The sequence below is a fragment of the Curtobacterium sp. Leaf183 genome (genome assembly GCF_001424385.1).
GTDB lineage: Bacteria > Actinomycetota > Actinomycetes > Actinomycetales > Microbacteriaceae > Curtobacterium.
Map to the genome: position 1 here is coordinate 798222 of NZ_LMPO01000008.1, position 16640 is coordinate 814861.

15 protein-coding genes are annotated in these 16640 nt (G+C 71.3%); 4 read left to right on the plus strand and 11 right to left on the minus strand.

Annotated features, from left to right (window positions below; genetic code table 11):
* Positions 1-79: 79 nt before the first annotated feature.
* Entirely contained in the window at positions 80-1003 is a 924-nt protein-coding gene (locus tag ASG04_RS10110) for an AEC family transporter (RefSeq protein WP_056123298.1), read from the minus strand.
* A 93-nt stretch (positions 1004-1096) separates the two neighbouring features.
* On the opposite strand from ASG04_RS10110, the gene ASG04_RS10115 reads away from it, so the two are divergent.
* The gene (locus ASG04_RS10115) at positions 1097-1687 is read left to right on the plus strand and encodes a nitroreductase family protein (RefSeq protein ID WP_056123302.1); all 591 of its coding nucleotides are present in this window, start codon (positions 1097-1099) and stop codon (positions 1685-1687) included.
* A gap of 76 nt (positions 1688-1763) precedes the next feature.
* The gene (locus tag ASG04_RS10120; protein ID WP_056123304.1) at positions 1764-2534 is read left to right on the plus strand and encodes an HAD-IIB family hydrolase; all 771 of its coding nucleotides are present in this window, start codon (positions 1764-1766) and stop codon (positions 2532-2534) included.
* 306 nt (positions 2535-2840) lie between these two features.
* Here the strand turns inward: ASG04_RS10120 and ASG04_RS10125 are convergent, their stop codons facing one another.
* A complete protein-coding gene (locus tag ASG04_RS10125; RefSeq protein ID WP_056123995.1) occupies positions 2841-3464 on the minus strand; it encodes a phosphoribosylanthranilate isomerase in 624 nt (207 codons plus the stop codon).
* A 49-nt stretch (positions 3465-3513) separates the two neighbouring features.
* On the minus strand, positions 3514-4566 hold the full coding sequence (locus tag ASG04_RS10130) for a serine/threonine-protein kinase (protein WP_056123307.1): 1053 nt from the start codon (positions 4564-4566) through the stop codon (positions 3514-3516).
* 191 nt (positions 4567-4757) lie between these two features.
* On the opposite strand from ASG04_RS10130, the gene ASG04_RS10135 reads away from it, so the two are divergent.
* The gene (locus ASG04_RS10135) at positions 4758-4961 is read left to right on the plus strand and encodes a DUF2945 domain-containing protein (RefSeq protein ID WP_056123310.1); all 204 of its coding nucleotides are present in this window, start codon (positions 4758-4760) and stop codon (positions 4959-4961) included.
* 4 nt (positions 4962-4965) lie between these two features.
* Here ASG04_RS10135 and ASG04_RS10140 read toward each other — a convergent pair whose 3' ends face one another.
* Positions 4966-5700, minus strand: coding sequence for a DedA family protein (locus tag ASG04_RS10140; RefSeq protein ID WP_200938450.1), 735 nt, complete (start codon positions 5698-5700; stop codon positions 4966-4968).
* A gap of 84 nt (positions 5701-5784) precedes the next feature.
* The gene (locus ASG04_RS10145) at positions 5785-6948 is read right to left on the minus strand and encodes an ROK family transcriptional regulator (RefSeq protein WP_162241711.1); all 1164 of its coding nucleotides are present in this window, start codon (positions 6946-6948) and stop codon (positions 5785-5787) included.
* Between the two features lie 36 nt (positions 6949-6984).
* Between ASG04_RS10145 and ASG04_RS10150 the strand changes: the two genes are divergently transcribed.
* Positions 6985-8676, plus strand: a complete 1692-nt coding sequence (locus tag ASG04_RS10150; protein ID WP_056123318.1) for a beta-N-acetylhexosaminidase — start codon at positions 6985-6987, stop codon at positions 8674-8676.
* Positions 8677-8891: 215 nt separating this feature from the next.
* Here ASG04_RS10150 and ASG04_RS10155 read toward each other — a convergent pair whose 3' ends face one another.
* The 6 genes from ASG04_RS10155 to ASG04_RS10180 form a co-directional block, all read right to left on the minus strand.
* A complete protein-coding gene (locus ASG04_RS10155; RefSeq protein ID WP_056123320.1) occupies positions 8892-10994 on the minus strand; it encodes a fructose-specific PTS transporter subunit EIIC in 2103 nt (700 codons plus the stop codon).
* Positions 10991-12061: a 1-phosphofructokinase family hexose kinase gene (locus ASG04_RS10160; protein ID WP_082517963.1), complete on the minus strand. Its 1071-nt coding sequence runs from the start codon at positions 12059-12061 to the stop codon at positions 10991-10993. The genes ASG04_RS10155 and ASG04_RS10160 overlap by 4 nt, the downstream gene beginning before the upstream one ends.
* A complete protein-coding gene (locus tag ASG04_RS10165; RefSeq protein ID WP_056123323.1) occupies positions 12058-12846 on the minus strand; it encodes a DeoR/GlpR family DNA-binding transcription regulator in 789 nt (262 codons plus the stop codon). The genes ASG04_RS10160 and ASG04_RS10165 overlap by 4 nt, the downstream gene beginning before the upstream one ends.
* Positions 12847-13182: 336 nt before the next feature.
* Positions 13183-14067 carry a carbohydrate ABC transporter permease gene (locus ASG04_RS10170; protein WP_200938452.1) on the minus strand — a complete coding sequence of 295 codons (885 nt, stop codon included), beginning with the start codon at positions 14065-14067 and terminating at the stop codon, positions 13183-13185.
* Positions 14064-15089, minus strand: a complete 1026-nt coding sequence (locus ASG04_RS10175; RefSeq protein ID WP_082517965.1) for a carbohydrate ABC transporter permease — start codon at positions 15087-15089, stop codon at positions 14064-14066. Before ASG04_RS10175 ends, ASG04_RS10170 begins: the two co-directional genes overlap by 4 nt.
* Positions 15090-15092: 3 nt before the next feature.
* Positions 15093-16418 (minus strand): sugar ABC transporter substrate-binding protein, encoded by a 1326-nt coding sequence (locus ASG04_RS10180; RefSeq protein ID WP_056123326.1) that lies wholly within the window; start codon positions 16416-16418, stop codon positions 15093-15095.
* Between the last annotated feature and the right edge of the window lie 222 nt (positions 16419-16640).

Genomic DNA, 16640 nt, shown 5'->3' on the forward strand with positions numbered 1-16640 from the left:
CGCGTGACCGGTCTCGGACTTCGAGATGCCCGAATTCTGGAACCTCGACGACACCGCCCGGCCCCGACACCGCCCCGCCCTACGGGTGCAGGAGCGCGGCGATCGCGACGAGCACCGGCACCGCACCGATCGTCGAGATGAGCACCACGTCGCGCGCCACCGGCACCGCCGCACCGTAGCGCTGGGCGTAGTTGAACACGTTCTGCGCCGCCGGCAGCGCGCCGAGCGTCGTCAGCACGAAGACCTGCTGCTCCCCCAGGCCGAACACGAAGCGTGCGAGCACGAACGCGACGGCCGGCATCACCACGAGCTTGATCGACGACGCGACGATCACGTCCGTGCGGATCGCGGGATCACGCAGCGGAGCGGACCCGTGCAGGCTCATGCCGAACGACAGGAGCACGACCGGCACGGCGGCGGCTCCCACCAGCGAGAACGGCTCGAGCACCGGCGTGGGCAGGTCGATGCGGAGCGCCGAGCACAGCAGCCCGAGCAGTGAGGCGATGATCAGCGGGTTCGACACCGGACCGAGCACGCGGCGCTTCCACCCGCGTCCGGACGCCGTCGCGGCGTCGAGGATCGTCAGCGCGATCGGCGCCATCACGACGAGCTGCAGCAGGATGACCGGCACGACCGCGGTGGCCTGTCCGAGGACGTAGACCGCGACCGGCAGCCCGATGTTGTTCGCGTTGACGTAACTCGCGGCGAGCGCGCCCACGGTCGTGACGGTCACCGAGCGGCGGAGGACCAGGCCGAACACCGCCGCCGTGCCGAGGGCGACCACGACGGCGCTCAGCAGCGACACCCACAGCATCGGCGAGACCAGCGCGGCGATGTCCGCCGTGGCGATGGTGTGGAACAGCAGGCACGGCATGAGCACGAAGAACGCCAGTCGGCTCATCACGAACTGGGCGTGCGGTCCGAGCAGCCCGGCGCGACCGACGCCGTACCCGGCCGCGATGATCGCGCCGATGATCGCGAAGCCGATCAGAACGCCACCCATCCCCGCCATCCTGGCATCCCGCCCGGACGATCGGCGACATGTGACGTCGTTCAGACTGGAAATACGAACGCATCGACCGTCGTTCACACCGGCATGACCGACGTGACGACGCTCTCCCGTTCCACCGACTCGAGCCAGCCGCTCGTGCCCCTGCTCGAGGAGCGGTGGAGCCCGCGCTCCTACGACGAGTCCGCGACGATGACCGAGGCGCAGCTCGACGCCGTGCTCGAGGCCGCCCGCTGGGCCCCGTCCGCGATGAACCTCCAGCCGCGCCGCTTCATCGCCGGCCGCCGTGGCACCGAGACGTTCCGGAAGATCAACGACAACCTGCTCGGCTTCAACGCCGCGTGGGCGTTCCGTGCGAGCACGCTCGTGGTCGGCGTGCTCGAGACCGTGTCCGACGGTGGCGACGAGCGTCCCTTCGCCCAGTACGACCTCGGCCAGTCGCTCGCCGCGCTGACGGTGCAGGCGCACGCCGAGGGGCTGCACGTGCACCAGATGGCCGGCATCGACGCCCAGGGCCTCCGCGCTGAGTTCGACCTGCCCGAGCGCTTCCTGCCGTACACGGTGACGGCGGTCGGCACGGTCGCGCACCCGGACCAGCTCGACGACAAGGCCGCGGAGCGCGAGGTCGCCCCGCGCACCCGCATCCCCCTCGATGAGGTCGTGCTCGTCAAGGAGTAGCGGGTCGCGGTCGGCTTCCCGCACAGATCGGTCGCGGGCCGCATCCGGGCCTGGTCGACATGACAGAATCGGCGCCATGACCGCACCACGCCTCGTGGCCTTCGACCTGGACGACACCCTCGCCCCCTCGAAGTCCTCGCTCGACCCCCGCATGCTCGAGACCTTCGCCGCCCTGCTCGAGACGGTCCCGGTGGCGGTCATCTCCGGCGGCAACTTCGCACAGTTCGAGCAGCAGCTGGTCACACCGTTGCGCCACCGCGACGGGCTCACCCTCGACGACCTGCACCTGCTGCCCACCTGCGGCACCCGCTACTACCGCTGGTCGGGTGACGACTGGGCACTGCAGTACGCCGAGGACCTGACCGACGACCAGAAGGCCCGCGCCCTGGCGGCCGTCGAGTCCGTCGCGAAGGACGCCGGCTACTGGGAGTCGGAGACCTGGGGCGACATCCTCGAGGACCGCGGCTCACAGATCACGTTCTCCGCGCTCGGCCAGCGCGCCCCGGTCGACGTCAAGAAGGCCTGGGACCCGACCGGTGCCAAGAAGGACGACCTGCGCCGCCGGGTGCAGGCCGAGCTCCCCGACCTCGAGGTCCGGTCCGGCGGCTCCACCAGCGTCGACATCACACGCAAGGGCATCGACAAGGCCTACGGCATGCAGCGGCTGGCGGAGATCACCGGCATCCCGCTCGACGACATGCTGTTCGTCGGCGACCGTCTCGATCCCGAGGGCAACGACTACCCGGTCAAGGCGCTCGGCGTCCCCTGCCACGCGGTGGAGGGGTGGGAGGACACCGACGCCTTCCTGACCGACCTGATCCCGACGCTGCGGGTCACGTCCGTCTGACCGTCACCGCGAGCGGACGGGAGGCCCGGTGCCGTCCCGTCCCGCCGCCGTGCGTCCGCCTCGTCGGGGCGCCCGCCGCTGTCGCGTCGACACGCCTCCGTCGCGTCGAGACGCCGCCCTGCGACGCGGCGTCATGCGCACACCGCGGCGCCACGCGCGCCCGGCGGCGTCACGCGCGCCCGGCGGCATCACACACGCCCGACGGCATCACGCGTGCACCGCGGCATCACGCGTGCACCGCGGCGCCAGGCGCGAACGACGGCGCCACGCGCGAACGACGGCGTCCCGCGCAGGCGGCAGCCCGCGTCAGCCGATGCTGCGGACCGCCTCGACGAACGCCCGGATCTTGGCCGCGTCCTTCACACCGCGCTCAGACTCCACGCCGCTCGACACGTCGACCCCGTCCGGGTCGAGCGCACCCACCGCGGCCACGACGTTCGCCGGGGTGAGCCCTCCGGCAAGGATCCAGGCTTCGTCGATGCCCTCGGTCAGCGTTGCCGAGTCGATGAGCCGCCCGCTGCCCGGCTCGGCCGCGTCGAGCAGCAGCAGGTCGTGGTCGTACGCGGCGCGCTCTTCTGGCGTCTCACGCAGGTAGTCCTGCGCCGCCACCGCCCGGATCGTGAAGAAGCCGGCGTCCCGCGCACGAGCGAAGTCGGTCGCGGACTCGCCGCCGTGCAGCTGCAGGGTCGTGAGCCCCACCGCCGAGGCGATCCCGACGACCTCGTCGATCTCCTGGTCGCGGAAGACCCCCACGGCGTCGACCCCGTCGGGCACGCGCTCGACGAGTTCCTTCGCGAGGTCGGCGGTCACGGTGCGGGGGCTTCCCGCGGCGAAGACGAACCCGACCGCGTCGGCGCCCGCATCGACGGCGACGTCCACCGCGTCGGGCGTGGACAGGCCGCAGATCTTGATCCAGCGCTGGTCGGTCATGCGGTCCATCCTGCACGAAACCGCCGACCCGCGGGGTGCGCTCGGCAGATCAGTGGAAGGTACCCGCGACGTAGCTCAGCACGCACGCGACGAGCACGCCGCCCGCGGCCAGGGAGGCCGTCATCACGTTGCGACGACGCCAGCGGTTGACCGCCTCGAAGGTGCCCCGACGAGCGTGTCGGTGTGCCGCACGGTGCATGCGGTGGTCGCGCTTGTGCTTCACCCGCGACGGGCCGAGCGGCACCGGGCCGGTGATCTGCGTGGAACCGCCCCGCAGCGCGTTGGCCACCGCCACGGCGGTCGGGCGACGGGCCGGGTCGCGGTCGGTCATCCGCAGCAGCAGGTCACGCCAGTCGGGCCCGACGGCCTCGGGGATCTCCGGGCTGCGGCGCAGGCGTGCGAGCGCAGCCTCGACCAGGGTGCCGGAGTACTCCTGCTTGCCGGTGAGCACCTCGAGCAGCACGAGCCCGAGCGAGTAGACGTCGGTCGCGTAGCTGATCGGCTCGCCGGCGACCTGTTCCGGGCTGAGGTAGGCGGCGGTGCCGATGATGGTGCCGTCGTTGGTCAACCGCGACCCGTCGACGAAGTGTGCGACACCGAAGTCCGTGAGCTTGACCGTGCGGGCGAAGCCGGACGAGCCCTCGTCGCTGATCAGGATGTTGGCGGGTTTGACGTCGCGGTGCACGATGCCGCGGGAGTGCACGTATGCCAGCGCGTCGGCCAGCTGGGCGCCGAGGTCGGCAGCCTCGTAGTTGTGCAGCGGGCCCTCGGCCAGACGACGCAGCAGCGTCGCGTCGGCGATGAGCTCCATCACGATGAAACGGTGCGGACCGTCCGGGAACTCGTGCGTGCCGGCGTCGTAGAGCGGGATGAGCCCCGGGTGCGAGAGCATGCTGAGGAGCCGGATCTCGCGCTCCTGACGAACACGGTCAGCCGTCGTCATCGTCTGCGGCGTCGCGAAGAGCTTGACGGCGACCAGGCGGTAGGTGTGCTCGTCGCGGGCTTCGTAGACGGAGCCCATGCCGCCCGTGCCGATGAGCCGGGCCAGGCGGTAGCGACCCGAGAGCACCGTCTCGGTGCGGGGGGTGTCCACGAGGGTCATCAGGTCGTCGATCCGTCGGGAGCCAGGACGGCGAACGGCGCTCGCGTGGTGACTCGTGCGCAACGGTACGCGTCCCACTGACGGAAGTCGCGCCGTGTTATGACTTCGTGACCGGGGGTACATCCCTGGATTGATGCGGATGCATCGGGGTCTAGCATCCGTGCAACACACCGAGACGGAAGGACGGGCCCATGGCGATGTCGAAGGGCGACGAGGTGCACTGGAACACCTCCCAGGGGAAGACGACCGGCACGTTGGTCGAGCAGAAGACGAAGGACTTCACGTTCGACGGACAGCACTTCAAGCCGACCGACGACGACCCCTACTGGATCGTCGAGTCGGAGAAGTCCGGCAAGCAGGCCGCGCACAAGGAGTCCGCGCTGACCAAGGCGTGACCGCTCAGTCGTTCGCGGGTGTCGCACGCCGGCGCCCGCGAGCCGCGCCGGCCGCGGGTTCCGTCCCGCCCTCGGTTCGCTCCTGGGTGCGCGCTCCCCGGGCGCGACGGACGCGCCGCACCACGAACGTGACGACGACGACGGCGATCGCGACGTAGAGCACCCGGTCGATCCACTCGGTGTACTGCTCGACCTTGTCGTACTGCGTCCCGAAGGCGGCGCCGAGCAGCACCAGACCGCTGTTCCAGATGCCGCTCGCGACGATCGTGAACACCGAGAACGTGCCGAGGTGCATCCGGTCGGCGCCTGCGGGCAGCGAGATCAGGCTCCGCACGATCGGCACGAACCGGCCGAAGAACACCGCGCTCCGGCCGTGACGGTGGAACCACGCCGCGGCCTTGCGGAAGTCGTCCTCGTCGACGAGCGGCAGCCGGCCGAGCCACCGGACGGTGCGCTCGAAGCCGATCACCCGCCCGAGCCAGTAGAGCACCAGCGCCCCGACGTAGGACCCCAGCGTCGCGAGGACCAGCACGAGCACCAGGTTCATCCGACCGGCTCCGGCGAGGAAGCCCGCGAGCGGCAGGATGAGCTCGGACGGGATCGGCGGGAAGACCGTCTCGACGAACAGCATGAGCGCGACGCCCCACTCCCCGAGCAGGTCGATCAGCTGCAGCACGAGCCCCGACAGCCCACCCATCTCGGTGTCGGAGGGCGCGGCGGCGGCGAGGGCAGTCGTCATGCCGCCCATCATTGCTGAGTGCCCTGACAGCTTCCGCAGAAGCCCCTGCTGATCAGCCCCGGGTCGGATCGGCCCCGAGTCGGATCAGCCCCCGAGCCCCATGTGCGTCGACCGGACGTGTGTCAGCGACCGGGCCAGGGCACCCCGGGCGACGGCGTCCCGACCGACGCTCGACGGCACGATCGGCACGGGGTGGCGGAGCATCGGTGCGACGACCTCGGAGAGCGCCGCGCAGAACACCTCGGCAGCGGGCAGCACCTCGCCACCGACGACGACCACCTCCGGGTCGAGCGTCGCCACGAGCTGCGCGACGCCGGTCGCGACGTCCTCCGCCAGCGAGCGCACCACCCCCTCGGCGACGGCGTCGCCGTGCCCGGCCGCGACCATGACGGACTCCAGGTCCATGCCGGAGGGGATCCGGGCCTCCAGGCGGGCGGGTGCTGCGGGCCAGCCGGTCGAGCGCAGACCGCCCACCTCGCCGGCCGCGCCGTGCGCACCGCGCGCCAGTGCGCCGTCGACCAGGAACGCCGCACCGATCTGCCGACCCATCACCAGCCAGAGCGCGTCGCGGGCACCGCGGAAGCCGCCCCACATCGCCTCGGCGGTGGCGGCGAGCTTGGCGTCGTTGTCGAAGAAGGTCGTCGCGGTCGGGAACAGGTCCTGGATCCGGCCGGGCACCCGACTCTCGACCCACTCGGGCACCGCGATCGTGTAGTCGATCGCACCGCTGCGGTCGACCACCGCCGGCACGCCGAACGTCGCCGCGAGGAGCCGTCCGGCTCCCGTGGTCGAGGTCAGGCGGCGGACCACCTCCTGCACGCTCGTCCACGCCTGGTCTGCCGATGCCAGGTTCGGGTAGACCTCGTCGACGCGGGCGATCTGTTCGCCCCGCAGGTCGGCGAGGACCCCGACGATGCCGTGGAGGCCCAGGTCGACGCCGAGCACCGACCCCGCCGAGGCGTCGGCGCGGAACCGCTTCGCGCGTCGGCCGGCCTTGTTCGGGGTGGCGATCGCCTCGGCCTCGCGCACCCAGCCCTGCGCGACCAGGTCGGCGAGCGATGCCTCGACCGTGGGCCGCGAGAGCCCGACCAGGCGCGTCAGCTCGGTCACCGTGAACGACGTCGGCGCACCCGACGCGCCGTCGTCGCGGAACAGCTCGTCGAGGACGGCTCGCGAGTTGATCAGCCGCAGGGTCGCGGGGGTGCTCCCGACGACCCCGGTCGGGATCGTTGACAGCGTCTCGGTCACGGCCATAGCCTCCACATTACGAAAGATCATTGAGGAATGGTGGACGCCGACATGCTCATCCCCCGCCCGCGCCTGTTGACACCCGGTGTCGGCGCGTTCGAGATCACCCCGTCGACCCGCGTCGTCGCGGATGCCCCGAGCGAGTCCGTCCGACTGTACCTGCAGCAGACGCTCCGGGGATCGACCGGGCTGCCGGTCCGCGACGCCGACGCCGCGGGGCCCGACACCGTCGTCCTGCGGGTCGCACCGACCGGGCTGCCCGAGGGCCCGGCCGGGTCCGTCGCCGAGTCCTTCCGGCTGGTCGTCTCGCCAGAACGCGTCGAGGTCGTCGGGGGGACGGCAGCCGGGGTCTTCTACGGTGTCCAGGCGCTGCTGCAGCTGCTGCCCGCCGACGTGTACCGCAGGGGGCGTGTCGGCACCGGACCCTGGACCGTTCCCGCGCAGACCGTCGAGGACGCGCCCGCCTTCGCCTGGCGTGGCGTGATGCTCGACGTCGTCCGGCACTTCCGCACCAAGGCCGAGGTCCTGCGCGTCATCGACCAGCTCGCCGCCCATCGCATCAACACGCTGCACTTCCACCTGACCGACGACCAGGGCTGGCGCATCGAGATCCGGAAGTACCCGCGCTTGACCGAGGTCGGGTCGTGGCGTCGCGAGTCGCAGGTCGGCGCGCACGTCACCGACGAGGCGGGTGTGCTCCGCCCGCAGTCCTTCGACGGCCGTCCGCACGGCGGCCACTACACGCAGGACGACCTGCGCGAGATCATCGCCTACGCCGCCGACCGCTTCGTCACGGTGGTCCCCGAGATCGAGACCCCCGGCCACGTCCGCGCCGCCCTCGCCGCGTACCCGTCCCTCGGAGTCACCGGGCAGCCGGTCGAGGTCTGGACCGAGTGGGGCATCGCCGACGACGTCCTGAACGCCGAGGACAGCACGATCGACTTCTTCCGTGACGTGCTCGACGAGGTCATCGACCTGTTCCCCAGCGCCTACATCGGGCTTGGTGGCGACGAGTGCCCCAAGGTGCAGTGGGAGGCCGATCCCCGCACGCAGGAGCGCATCCGTTCGCTCGGCCTGGCCGACGAGGAACAGCTGCAGGCTTGGGTCATCGGGCAGCTCGCGGCGCACATCGAGTCCCGCGGGCGGCGGGCGTTCGGCTGGGACGAGATCCTCGAGGGCGGCACCCTCGCCCCGTCGGCCACGGTCGTCTCGTGGCGCGGGCTGCGCGGAGCGACCACGGCAGCGAAGCGCGGGCACGACGTCATCTCGACGCCGGACGACCAGGTGTACCTGGACTACCGGCAGAGCGACCTGCCGAACGAGCCGATCCCGATCGCCATCGTGCTGTCCGTCGACGACGTCTTCCGCTTCGACCCGGTCCCCGACGACCTGACCGAGGCCGAGCGTGCGCACGTCATCGGCGGCCAGGGCAACATGTGGACCGAGCACGTGGACGACGTCCGCAAGCTCGACTACCAGCTGTTCCCCCGCGTGGTCGCCCTGTCCGAGGCGCTGTGGTCCGCCGACGTCACCGGCCCGCGCGACCTGGCCGACTTCCGGGGGCGGCTGGCCGAGCACCTCGCCCGGCTCGAGGCCATGGGCATCGAGTACCGCCACGAGACGGGGCCGTTCCCGTGGCAGGAGCGCCCGGGGGTGCCGGGTCGCCCGTCGTCGCGCGAGGAGCGCTCGGCCTACATCGACGCGGTCACGGCGAACATCGCCGACTGACGCCGGGCGACTGCGCGCAGCTCGTGCTGCGCGCAGAATCGGTCAGGTTCCGCAACTCGCCGCTCAGGTTCGCTCAGGTTCCACGAGCACCCCGTCAGCGCGGTCGAGATGCCAGAATTCTGGAACCGCGACGGCACACGGACGCGACCTCGGCACCACACGACGGACGGGAGGCCCGGTGCCAGCTGGCACCGGGCCTCCCGTCCGTCAGGTGGCTACGCAGCCACCGGCGTGCGCTGTCCGACCGTCTCGCCGGCCACGGCGGCCTCGTCGCCCGCTGCGGCGTCCGCAGCGGGTGCCCGACGCACCCACTTCTTCAGCCCGACCAGCACCAGCGCCGACACGATCGTGCCCGCCAGGATCGCCACGATGAACATCGCCACGTCCCCGATCGCGAAGAACACGAAGATCCCACCGTGCGGGGCCCGCGACGTCACGCCGGCGCCCATCGAGATCGCTCCGGTGACCGCGGCACCGATCATCGAGGCGGGGATGACGCGCAGCGGGTCGGCCGCGGCGAACGGGATCGCGCCCTCGGAGATGAACGACGCGCCGAGCAGCCACGCGGCCTTGCCGTTCTCGCGCTCGGGCTTGGTGAAGCCCTTCCGGTACAGCACCGTCGATGCCAGCGCGAGCGCCAGCGGCGGGACCATGCCGGCGGCCATGACCGCGGCCATGATCTCGAACGGCACGACGTTGGTGGCGGTCCCCGCACCGAGCCCGGCGACGGCGAACGCGTAGGCGACCTTGTTGACCGGGCCTCCCAGGTCGAAGGCCATCATCAGGCCGAGGATGATGCCGAGCAGGATCGCCGAGGCACCGGAGAGCGAGTTGAGGAAGCCGGTCAGCTGCGTCATCAACCAGGCGATCGGACCGCCGAGCACGAGCAGCAGCAGCCCCGAGGCGATGATCGACGCGAACAGCGGGATGATCACGACGGGCATCAGGCCCCGCAGCCAGCGCCAGACCGGGATGCGCCCGATCCAGTACGCGGCGGCACCGGCGATGAGGCCACCGACCAGGCCACCGAGGAACCCGGCGTTCATGAAGACGGCGATCGACCCGGCGACGAACCCGGGAGCGATGCCCGGACGGTCGGCCATGGCGTACGCGATGTACCCGGCGAGCGCCGCGACCAGGAAGCCGAGCGAGACGCCACCGATCTGGAACGCGGCGGCACCGAGGTAGTACGCCAGACCCTGCGGCGGCAGGTTCAGCAGCGTGTAGTTCGTCAGCGTGTAGACGGCGTTGTTCTGTCCGGAGTCGCCGTGGGTCAGCGCGATGCCGTACCCGGCGAGCAGGAAGCCGAGCGCGATGAGCAGGCCACCGCCGGCGACGAACGGGATCATGTAGCTGACACCGGTCAGCAGCCAGCGCTTCAGGGACTGCCCGAAGTGCTCGTCCTTGGCGGTGCTGCTGGACGCGTCGCCGACGGTGCCGGAGACGCGGGCGGCGTTCGGGTCGTCGGCGGCACGGAGCGCCTCGGCGATCATCGCGTCGGGCTCGTCCACGCCGCGCTTGACCGGGCCGGACACCAGCGGCTTGCCCGCGAAGCGCGAGCGGTCGCGCACGTCGACGTCCACGGCGAAGACCACCGCGTCGGCCCGGGCGATGAGCGCGGGGTCGAGGGGCTCGACCTGCGAGGACCCCTGCGTCTCGACGTGCATCTCGGCGCCCGCGCGCTGTGCGGCTGCGACGAGGGCGTCGGCCGCCATGTAGGTGTGCGCGATGCCGGTCGGGCAGGCCGTCACGCCCACGATGACCTTTCGGCCGGCTGCCGGTGCCGTGGTCGGCGCGGCCGGACCGGAGGCCCGGGGTGCGCCCGTCACGCCGGCGTCGGCGACCTCGCCGGTCACCTCGCGGTCCACCAGGTCGACGATCTCCTGCTGCGTGGTCGCGGCGCGGAGGGCGGCGGTGAAGTCGTCGCGGATGAGCGCACGTGCGAGGGTCGAGAGGACCGTCAGGTGGTCCTTGTCGGCCCCCTCGGGCACGGCGATCATGAAGACCAGGTCCGCGTCACCGTCCGGAGCACCGAAGGGCACCGTCCGCGCCAGACGGGACATCGCCAGCGTCGGCTCGGTGACCGAGGACGACCGGGCGTGCGGGATGGCGATGCCCCCGGGGACGCCGGTGCCGACGGACGCCTCGCGCTTGATGGCGTCGGCGGCGAGGGACGCACCCGATGCCGCGCGGCCACTGGCGGCGACGCGGTCGGCGAGGACGCGGATGACGTCCGCCGACGTGGCGCCGAGGTCCTCGTCGAGGCCGACGAGGGGGACGCTGATCAGGCCCGGACTCGTGTCTCGCGGAGTGGTCATGGTGTGCTCCTTTGCAGTGACGCAGTGGGGGTTCGTGGGGTGGTGTCGGTGGGGGTTCGTGGGGTGGTGTCGATGGGGGTTCGTGGGGTGGTGAGCCGGGTGACCGTGACGGCGCCCGGGTCGGTGTGGTCGAGCGCGGGGACGTCGCTGCCGGGCAGGGCCGCCGCAGCCGCGCCGGTGGCGACCGCCTGGGCGAGCCGTTCGCCCGGCGGTGCTCCGGCGACCTCGGCGAGCAGGTAGCCGGCGAGCGAGGAGTCCCCCGCGCCGACCGTCGAGCGGGCCGTGATCACGGGGGCTGCCGCCGCGAAGGCACCCTCGGGGCCGACGAACACGGCGCCAGCGCTGCCGAGCGTCAGCAGGACGCTCTCGACCCCGCGTGCGCGCAGGCCCTCGGCCGCCTCGGCAGCGAGCCCGTGGTCGCGTTCGTAGGCCTCGGGGTCGCCGCCGACGACCTCGGCGAGCTCCTCGGCGTTCGGCTTGACCAGGTCGATCCGCTCGCCCGACCGCAGCAGCGCGGTGAACGCGACGCCGGACGAGTCGACGGCGATCTTCACGTCGTCGCCGTGGCGCGCGCGGACGGCACGGACCAGGACGGCGAGGGCGTCGTCGGGCAGCCCCGGGGGCAGCGAGCCCGCGATGACGACCCACCGCGCGGCCGGTCCGGTCGCGGTGGCGCCGGCGGTGTCGGCGACCAGCGCGGCGAGGTCGTCGAGCCGCCCGGCGAGCGACGGCCCGGGCTCGTTGAGCTTCGTGGTGGTCCCGGTCGGCTCGGTCACCGTGACGTTGGACCGCAGCGGGGCACCGATCGGCAGCGCTGCGGTGGGGATGCCGCGGGTGGCCAGACCGACGAGCACGGGGTCGAGGTCGTCTCCGGGCAGGACGGCGATCGTGTCCCCGCCGCTGGCGACGACGACCCGCGAGACGTTGACGCCCTTGCCGCCCGGCTCGGCCGTGGTCCGCGTCGCGCGCTGGACCGACCCGCGCTGCAGCTCGCCGGCCAGCTCGATCGTGCGGTCGAGCGAGGGGTTCGGGGTGACGGTGACGATCCGGGTGCTGGGCTCGTTCATGCGACGACCACCTCGACGTCGGCGTCGGCCAGCGCGACGGCCAGGTCGGCGGGCGGCTGCTCGTCGGTGACGAGCGTGTCGATCTCGTCCAGCCGCGCGAACCGCATCAGCGCCTCGACGCCGTGCTTGGCTGCGTCGGCGAGCACGACGCTGCGACGCGCGGCCAGCACGTACGCGCCCTTGACGGCGGCCTCGTACTCGTCCGGCGTGCTCAGGCCGAAGCCGGCGGACAGGCCGTTCGTGCCGACGAAGGCGATGTCCGGACGGAGCGCGCCGATCTGCTCGACGGTTGCGGTGCCGACCGCGGCGCTCGTGACGCCGCGCACCCGGCCACCGAGCAGGTGCAACTCGACGTGCTCGCTGTGCTGCAGGGTCGCGGCGATCGGGACGGAGTTCGTGACGACGGTCAGGGTCGCCCCGGGGGTGGCCGGTTCCCACCGGGCGAGCTCGGAGGCGACGGCGGCGCACGTGGTGCCCGCGTCGAGGGCGATCGAGCCGGTGAACGTCGGGGGCACCAGGCGCATCGCGGCCCGGGCGATCGCGGACTTGGCCGAGCCGTGCTGGCCCTCGCGCTCGGCGACGGAGAGCTCGACGACGCTGGAACGCCCGACGGGGACCGCTCCCCCGTGCACGCGGCGCAGGACCCCGGCGGTCTCGAGCAGGTCCAGGTCGCGGCGGACGGTCTCGGTGGTGACGTCGAAGTGCTCGGCGAGGTCGGCGACGGAGACCCGGCCGGCGCTGTGCAGCTGCGCGGCGATCTCGTCGTGACGCTCCGTTGCGTACATGCCCGAACTCCTTCGTTCCTGTTGGTTCTGAGCACCATACGTCCAGAACCCACACGAACGCAACCACTCGCGCCGAATCCCAGACGCCCGAAGACGCGCCGGGGCCCCTCCCGTGCCGCCGAAGTCGCACAACCCGCCGCCGGCACCCCGCCCAGGTCGCACGAACTGCCGCCGGACGGCGCCGCGGTCGACGCTTCGTGCGACCTCGACAGATCGCGGGCGGCATGTGCCGACACCTCGACCGGCTCGGGACGGACGCCACGACGGACGGGAGGCCCGGTACCAGCTGGCACCGGGCCTCCCGTCCGCGTCGGCGCGGCCACGGCCACCCCGGCGTCACCCCTTGACGGCCCCCGCAGTCATGCCGGACACCAGGCGCCGCTGCACGATGAGGAAGAAGACCACCACGGGCAGGCTGAACAGCACGCTCGCCGCCATCAACCCGCCGAAGTCCGTGCCCTTGTTCGTGGAGAACCCGGCGAGCCACACCGGCAGCGTGTACATCGACTGGTCCTTGAGCATCACGTACGCGGTCAGGTAGTCGTTCCACGCGGCGATGAACGCGAACACGCTCGTGGCAATGACCCCGGGCAGCACGAGCGGGAAGAGCACGCTCCACAGGATGCGGAACGTCCCCGCGCCGTCGGTCTTCGCCGCTTCCTCGATCTCGATCGGGACCGCGACGAAGAACCCGCGCATCACCCAGATCGAGAACGGCAGCACGCTCGCGACGTACGCCAGGATCAGCCCGATGTAGCTGTTGAGCAGCCCGAGGGACTGGAACGACAGGAACAGCGGGATGAGCAGGGCACCCGACGGGATCATCTGCACGAACAGGATGCCCACCAGGATCGCCCGGCGCCCGCGGAACCGGAACCGCGACAGCGCCGCCGAGGCCAGGAACCCGACGACGATCGACAGCAGCACCGCGGCCACGACCACGATCGCCGAGTTCCGCAGGTAGACCAGGAAGCCCTCCTGGGTCAGCGCCCTGGTGAAGTTCTCGATCGTGGGGTGCAGGGGGAACCAGATCGGGGTCATGGTGGTGACCTCGTCCGCTGGCTTGAACGCGGTGTTCACCATCCAGTAGATCGGGAAGACCCACACCAGGCAGAACAGCACGGCCAGCGTGTTCGCGAGCACGCGCGGCTTCCGCTTGCGGGGCCGGGCGACGGGCCGGGTCGCCGGTCCGGCGACCGGTCGGGTCACGGAGCTGGTCACAGGTCCTCCTCGCCGCTGCGGACGAGCCGGCGGATGTAGTAGCTGGTGAGCACGCCGAGGATCGCCGTCGAGATGACCGCGATCGCGGCACCCTGGCCGTACGCGTTCGAGACGAACGACTTGACGAAGGTCCAGATGCCGAGGGTCAGGGTCGAGTCCTCGGGGCCGCCCCGCGTCAGCAACCAGATCTGGTTGAACACGTTGAAGTCCCAGATCACCGACAGGATCGTCACGAGCAGCAGCGTCGGTGCGAGCGCGGGCAGCGTGATGGCCCGGTACATCGCCCATGTCGTGGCGCCGTCGAGCGCACCGGCCTCGTAGTACTCGGGCGCGATCTGCGACTGGGCCGCGTAGAGCGTCAGCGCCACGAAGGGCACCGCCTGCCAGATCACGAGCGTGAGCACGATGGTGTACGCCTGCGCCGGGTGCGACGCCCAGTTGTCCTGGGTGTGGTCGCCGAACACCCGCATCTGGGTGATCAGCCAGTTGAGCACGCCGTAGAAGGGCTGGAAGAGCCACTGCCAGACCAGGCTCGACGCGACGTTCGGCATCGCCCACGCCAGCACGAGCACCACGCTGACGACCGTGCGCATCGCGACCCCGAGCCGCGTCAGCAGCTGCGACACCGCCATGCCGATGACGAGCGTGCCGAGCACCATCGACGCGGTGACGACCACCGTGCGCAGGATCACCGGCCAGAAGCTGGCGTCGGTGAGGACATTCGTGTAGTTCGTCAGTCCGGCGAACCCCGCCTGGCCGGTGAAGATCGCCCGGAGGCCGTACTCCTGGAACGAGATCACGACCAGTCGGACGAGCGGGTAGACGACCAGCGCGAGCAGGATCAGCGCTGCCGGTGCCAGCAGGAAGAGCGGCGCACGCGAGGTGGTCACCGACCGGCGGCGCACCCGCGGCCCGCGACCGCGTCGGCCCGGTGCGGGTGGGACGGCGACCGGGGGCTGCCCCGCGCCGGCGACCGGCCCGGCCGCAGCCGAGCCGGTCGCCGTGTCAGCAGTCGAGGTCATCGACTACAGGCTCGCGTTGAGCGCCGAGGTGAGGTGCTTCGAGAAGTCGGTCGCCGACTCCTCCGCCGACTTCCGGCCGGTGGCGACGTCCGCGAACATCGACTGGAAGCTCGCGTCGCCCTCGATCGTCGCCCAGCCCGGTGTCGCCGGGGTCGGGCGGCTGGTCGACGCCGCTTCGAAGTACGGCTTGTGCAGCGCGTCGACGTCACCCGCGACGGCCTTGAGCAGCTGCGTCGAGTTCGGCTCCCACCCGTCGACACCGAAGACCTGGTCCTGCTGGAACTTCTTCGAGGTCAGGATCTTCATGTAGTAGAGCGCCAGGTCCGGGTTGGCGGACTTGGCGGGGATGCCGAGGTCCGACCCACCGAGGAACACCGGCTGCGTGCCGCTGCCCGACATCGACGGCATCGGGAACGTCCCGATCTGGTCCGCGAGCTCGGGCTTGGCCGTGGTGACCGAGCCGATCTCCCACGCCGACCCGAGGAAGGCCGACGTGTTGCCCTGCGCGAAGACGTCACTCTGCGACGGCTTGTCCGTGTTGATGTCCTGCGTCGAGCTGGCCGAGTACGCGTTCTGGAACTGCTTCCAGGCCTGGAGCCCCTTGACCGCCTTGGCCGAGTCGAGCGTGCCGGTCCACTTGCCGCCCTTCTCGGTCGCGATCTCGCCGCCGGCGTCCCAGACCCACTGCAGCCCGCCGTACCAGTACTGCCCGGGCATGTAGAACGCGGAGAAGTCACTCGCGGTGTTGGCGGCCTTCACCTTGTCGAGGTCGGCGGTCAGCTCCTGGTACGTGCTCGGCACCGAGGTCACCCCCGCGTCGGCCCAGACCTTCTTGTTGTAGACGACGGCCCGGTTGCCGGCGAAGAGCGGTGCGCCGTACAGCTTGCTGTCGACGGTGGCCGGCCCCTCGAGCCCGGAGAGCCAGTCCTGGCCACCCTTGAGCTCCGACTCGTACGGCGTCAGGTCCTTGAGCCCACCGGTGGCCGCGTAGACCGGCACCTGGGTGTTGCCGAGGTCGACGATGTCCGGGGCGTCCTGCTGCGCCAGGGCCGTGGTGAGCTTCGTGGTGATGCCGTCCCACTGCTGGAGCTGCACCTTCACCTTCGCCCCGGTGGCCTTCGTGAACTGCTGCTCGGCGGCGTCGAGCACCTTGGCGCTGAGGTCGCCGTTCATCATCCAGACGTTCAGTGTCTTGCCCTTGCCATCGGGCGTGCCGATGGACTTCGTCCCGCTGTCGGAAGCTCCGTTGCTTCCGGCGGAGCACCCGGCGAGGGCGAGCGCGGCCGCCAGGCCGAGCGCACCGAGTGCGGCGAATCGCGTGCGTGTCACGTTGACTCCCTTGGTCCGACCTTTATGAAAGGACGTTGCGTATTCGCAACAGAACACCCTCGCGATGCTCGTGTCAACCGTTGGATCGGTCCCTGTGGAGACATTCGATCCGCGTGTTTCCGGGGGATCACGGTCATCGAACGGATGGGGTGCAGGGCTTGACGAACTGGTCATGACCAGGCATCATCCGCGCGCCAACGAACGGCAGCAGACCGCACCGCC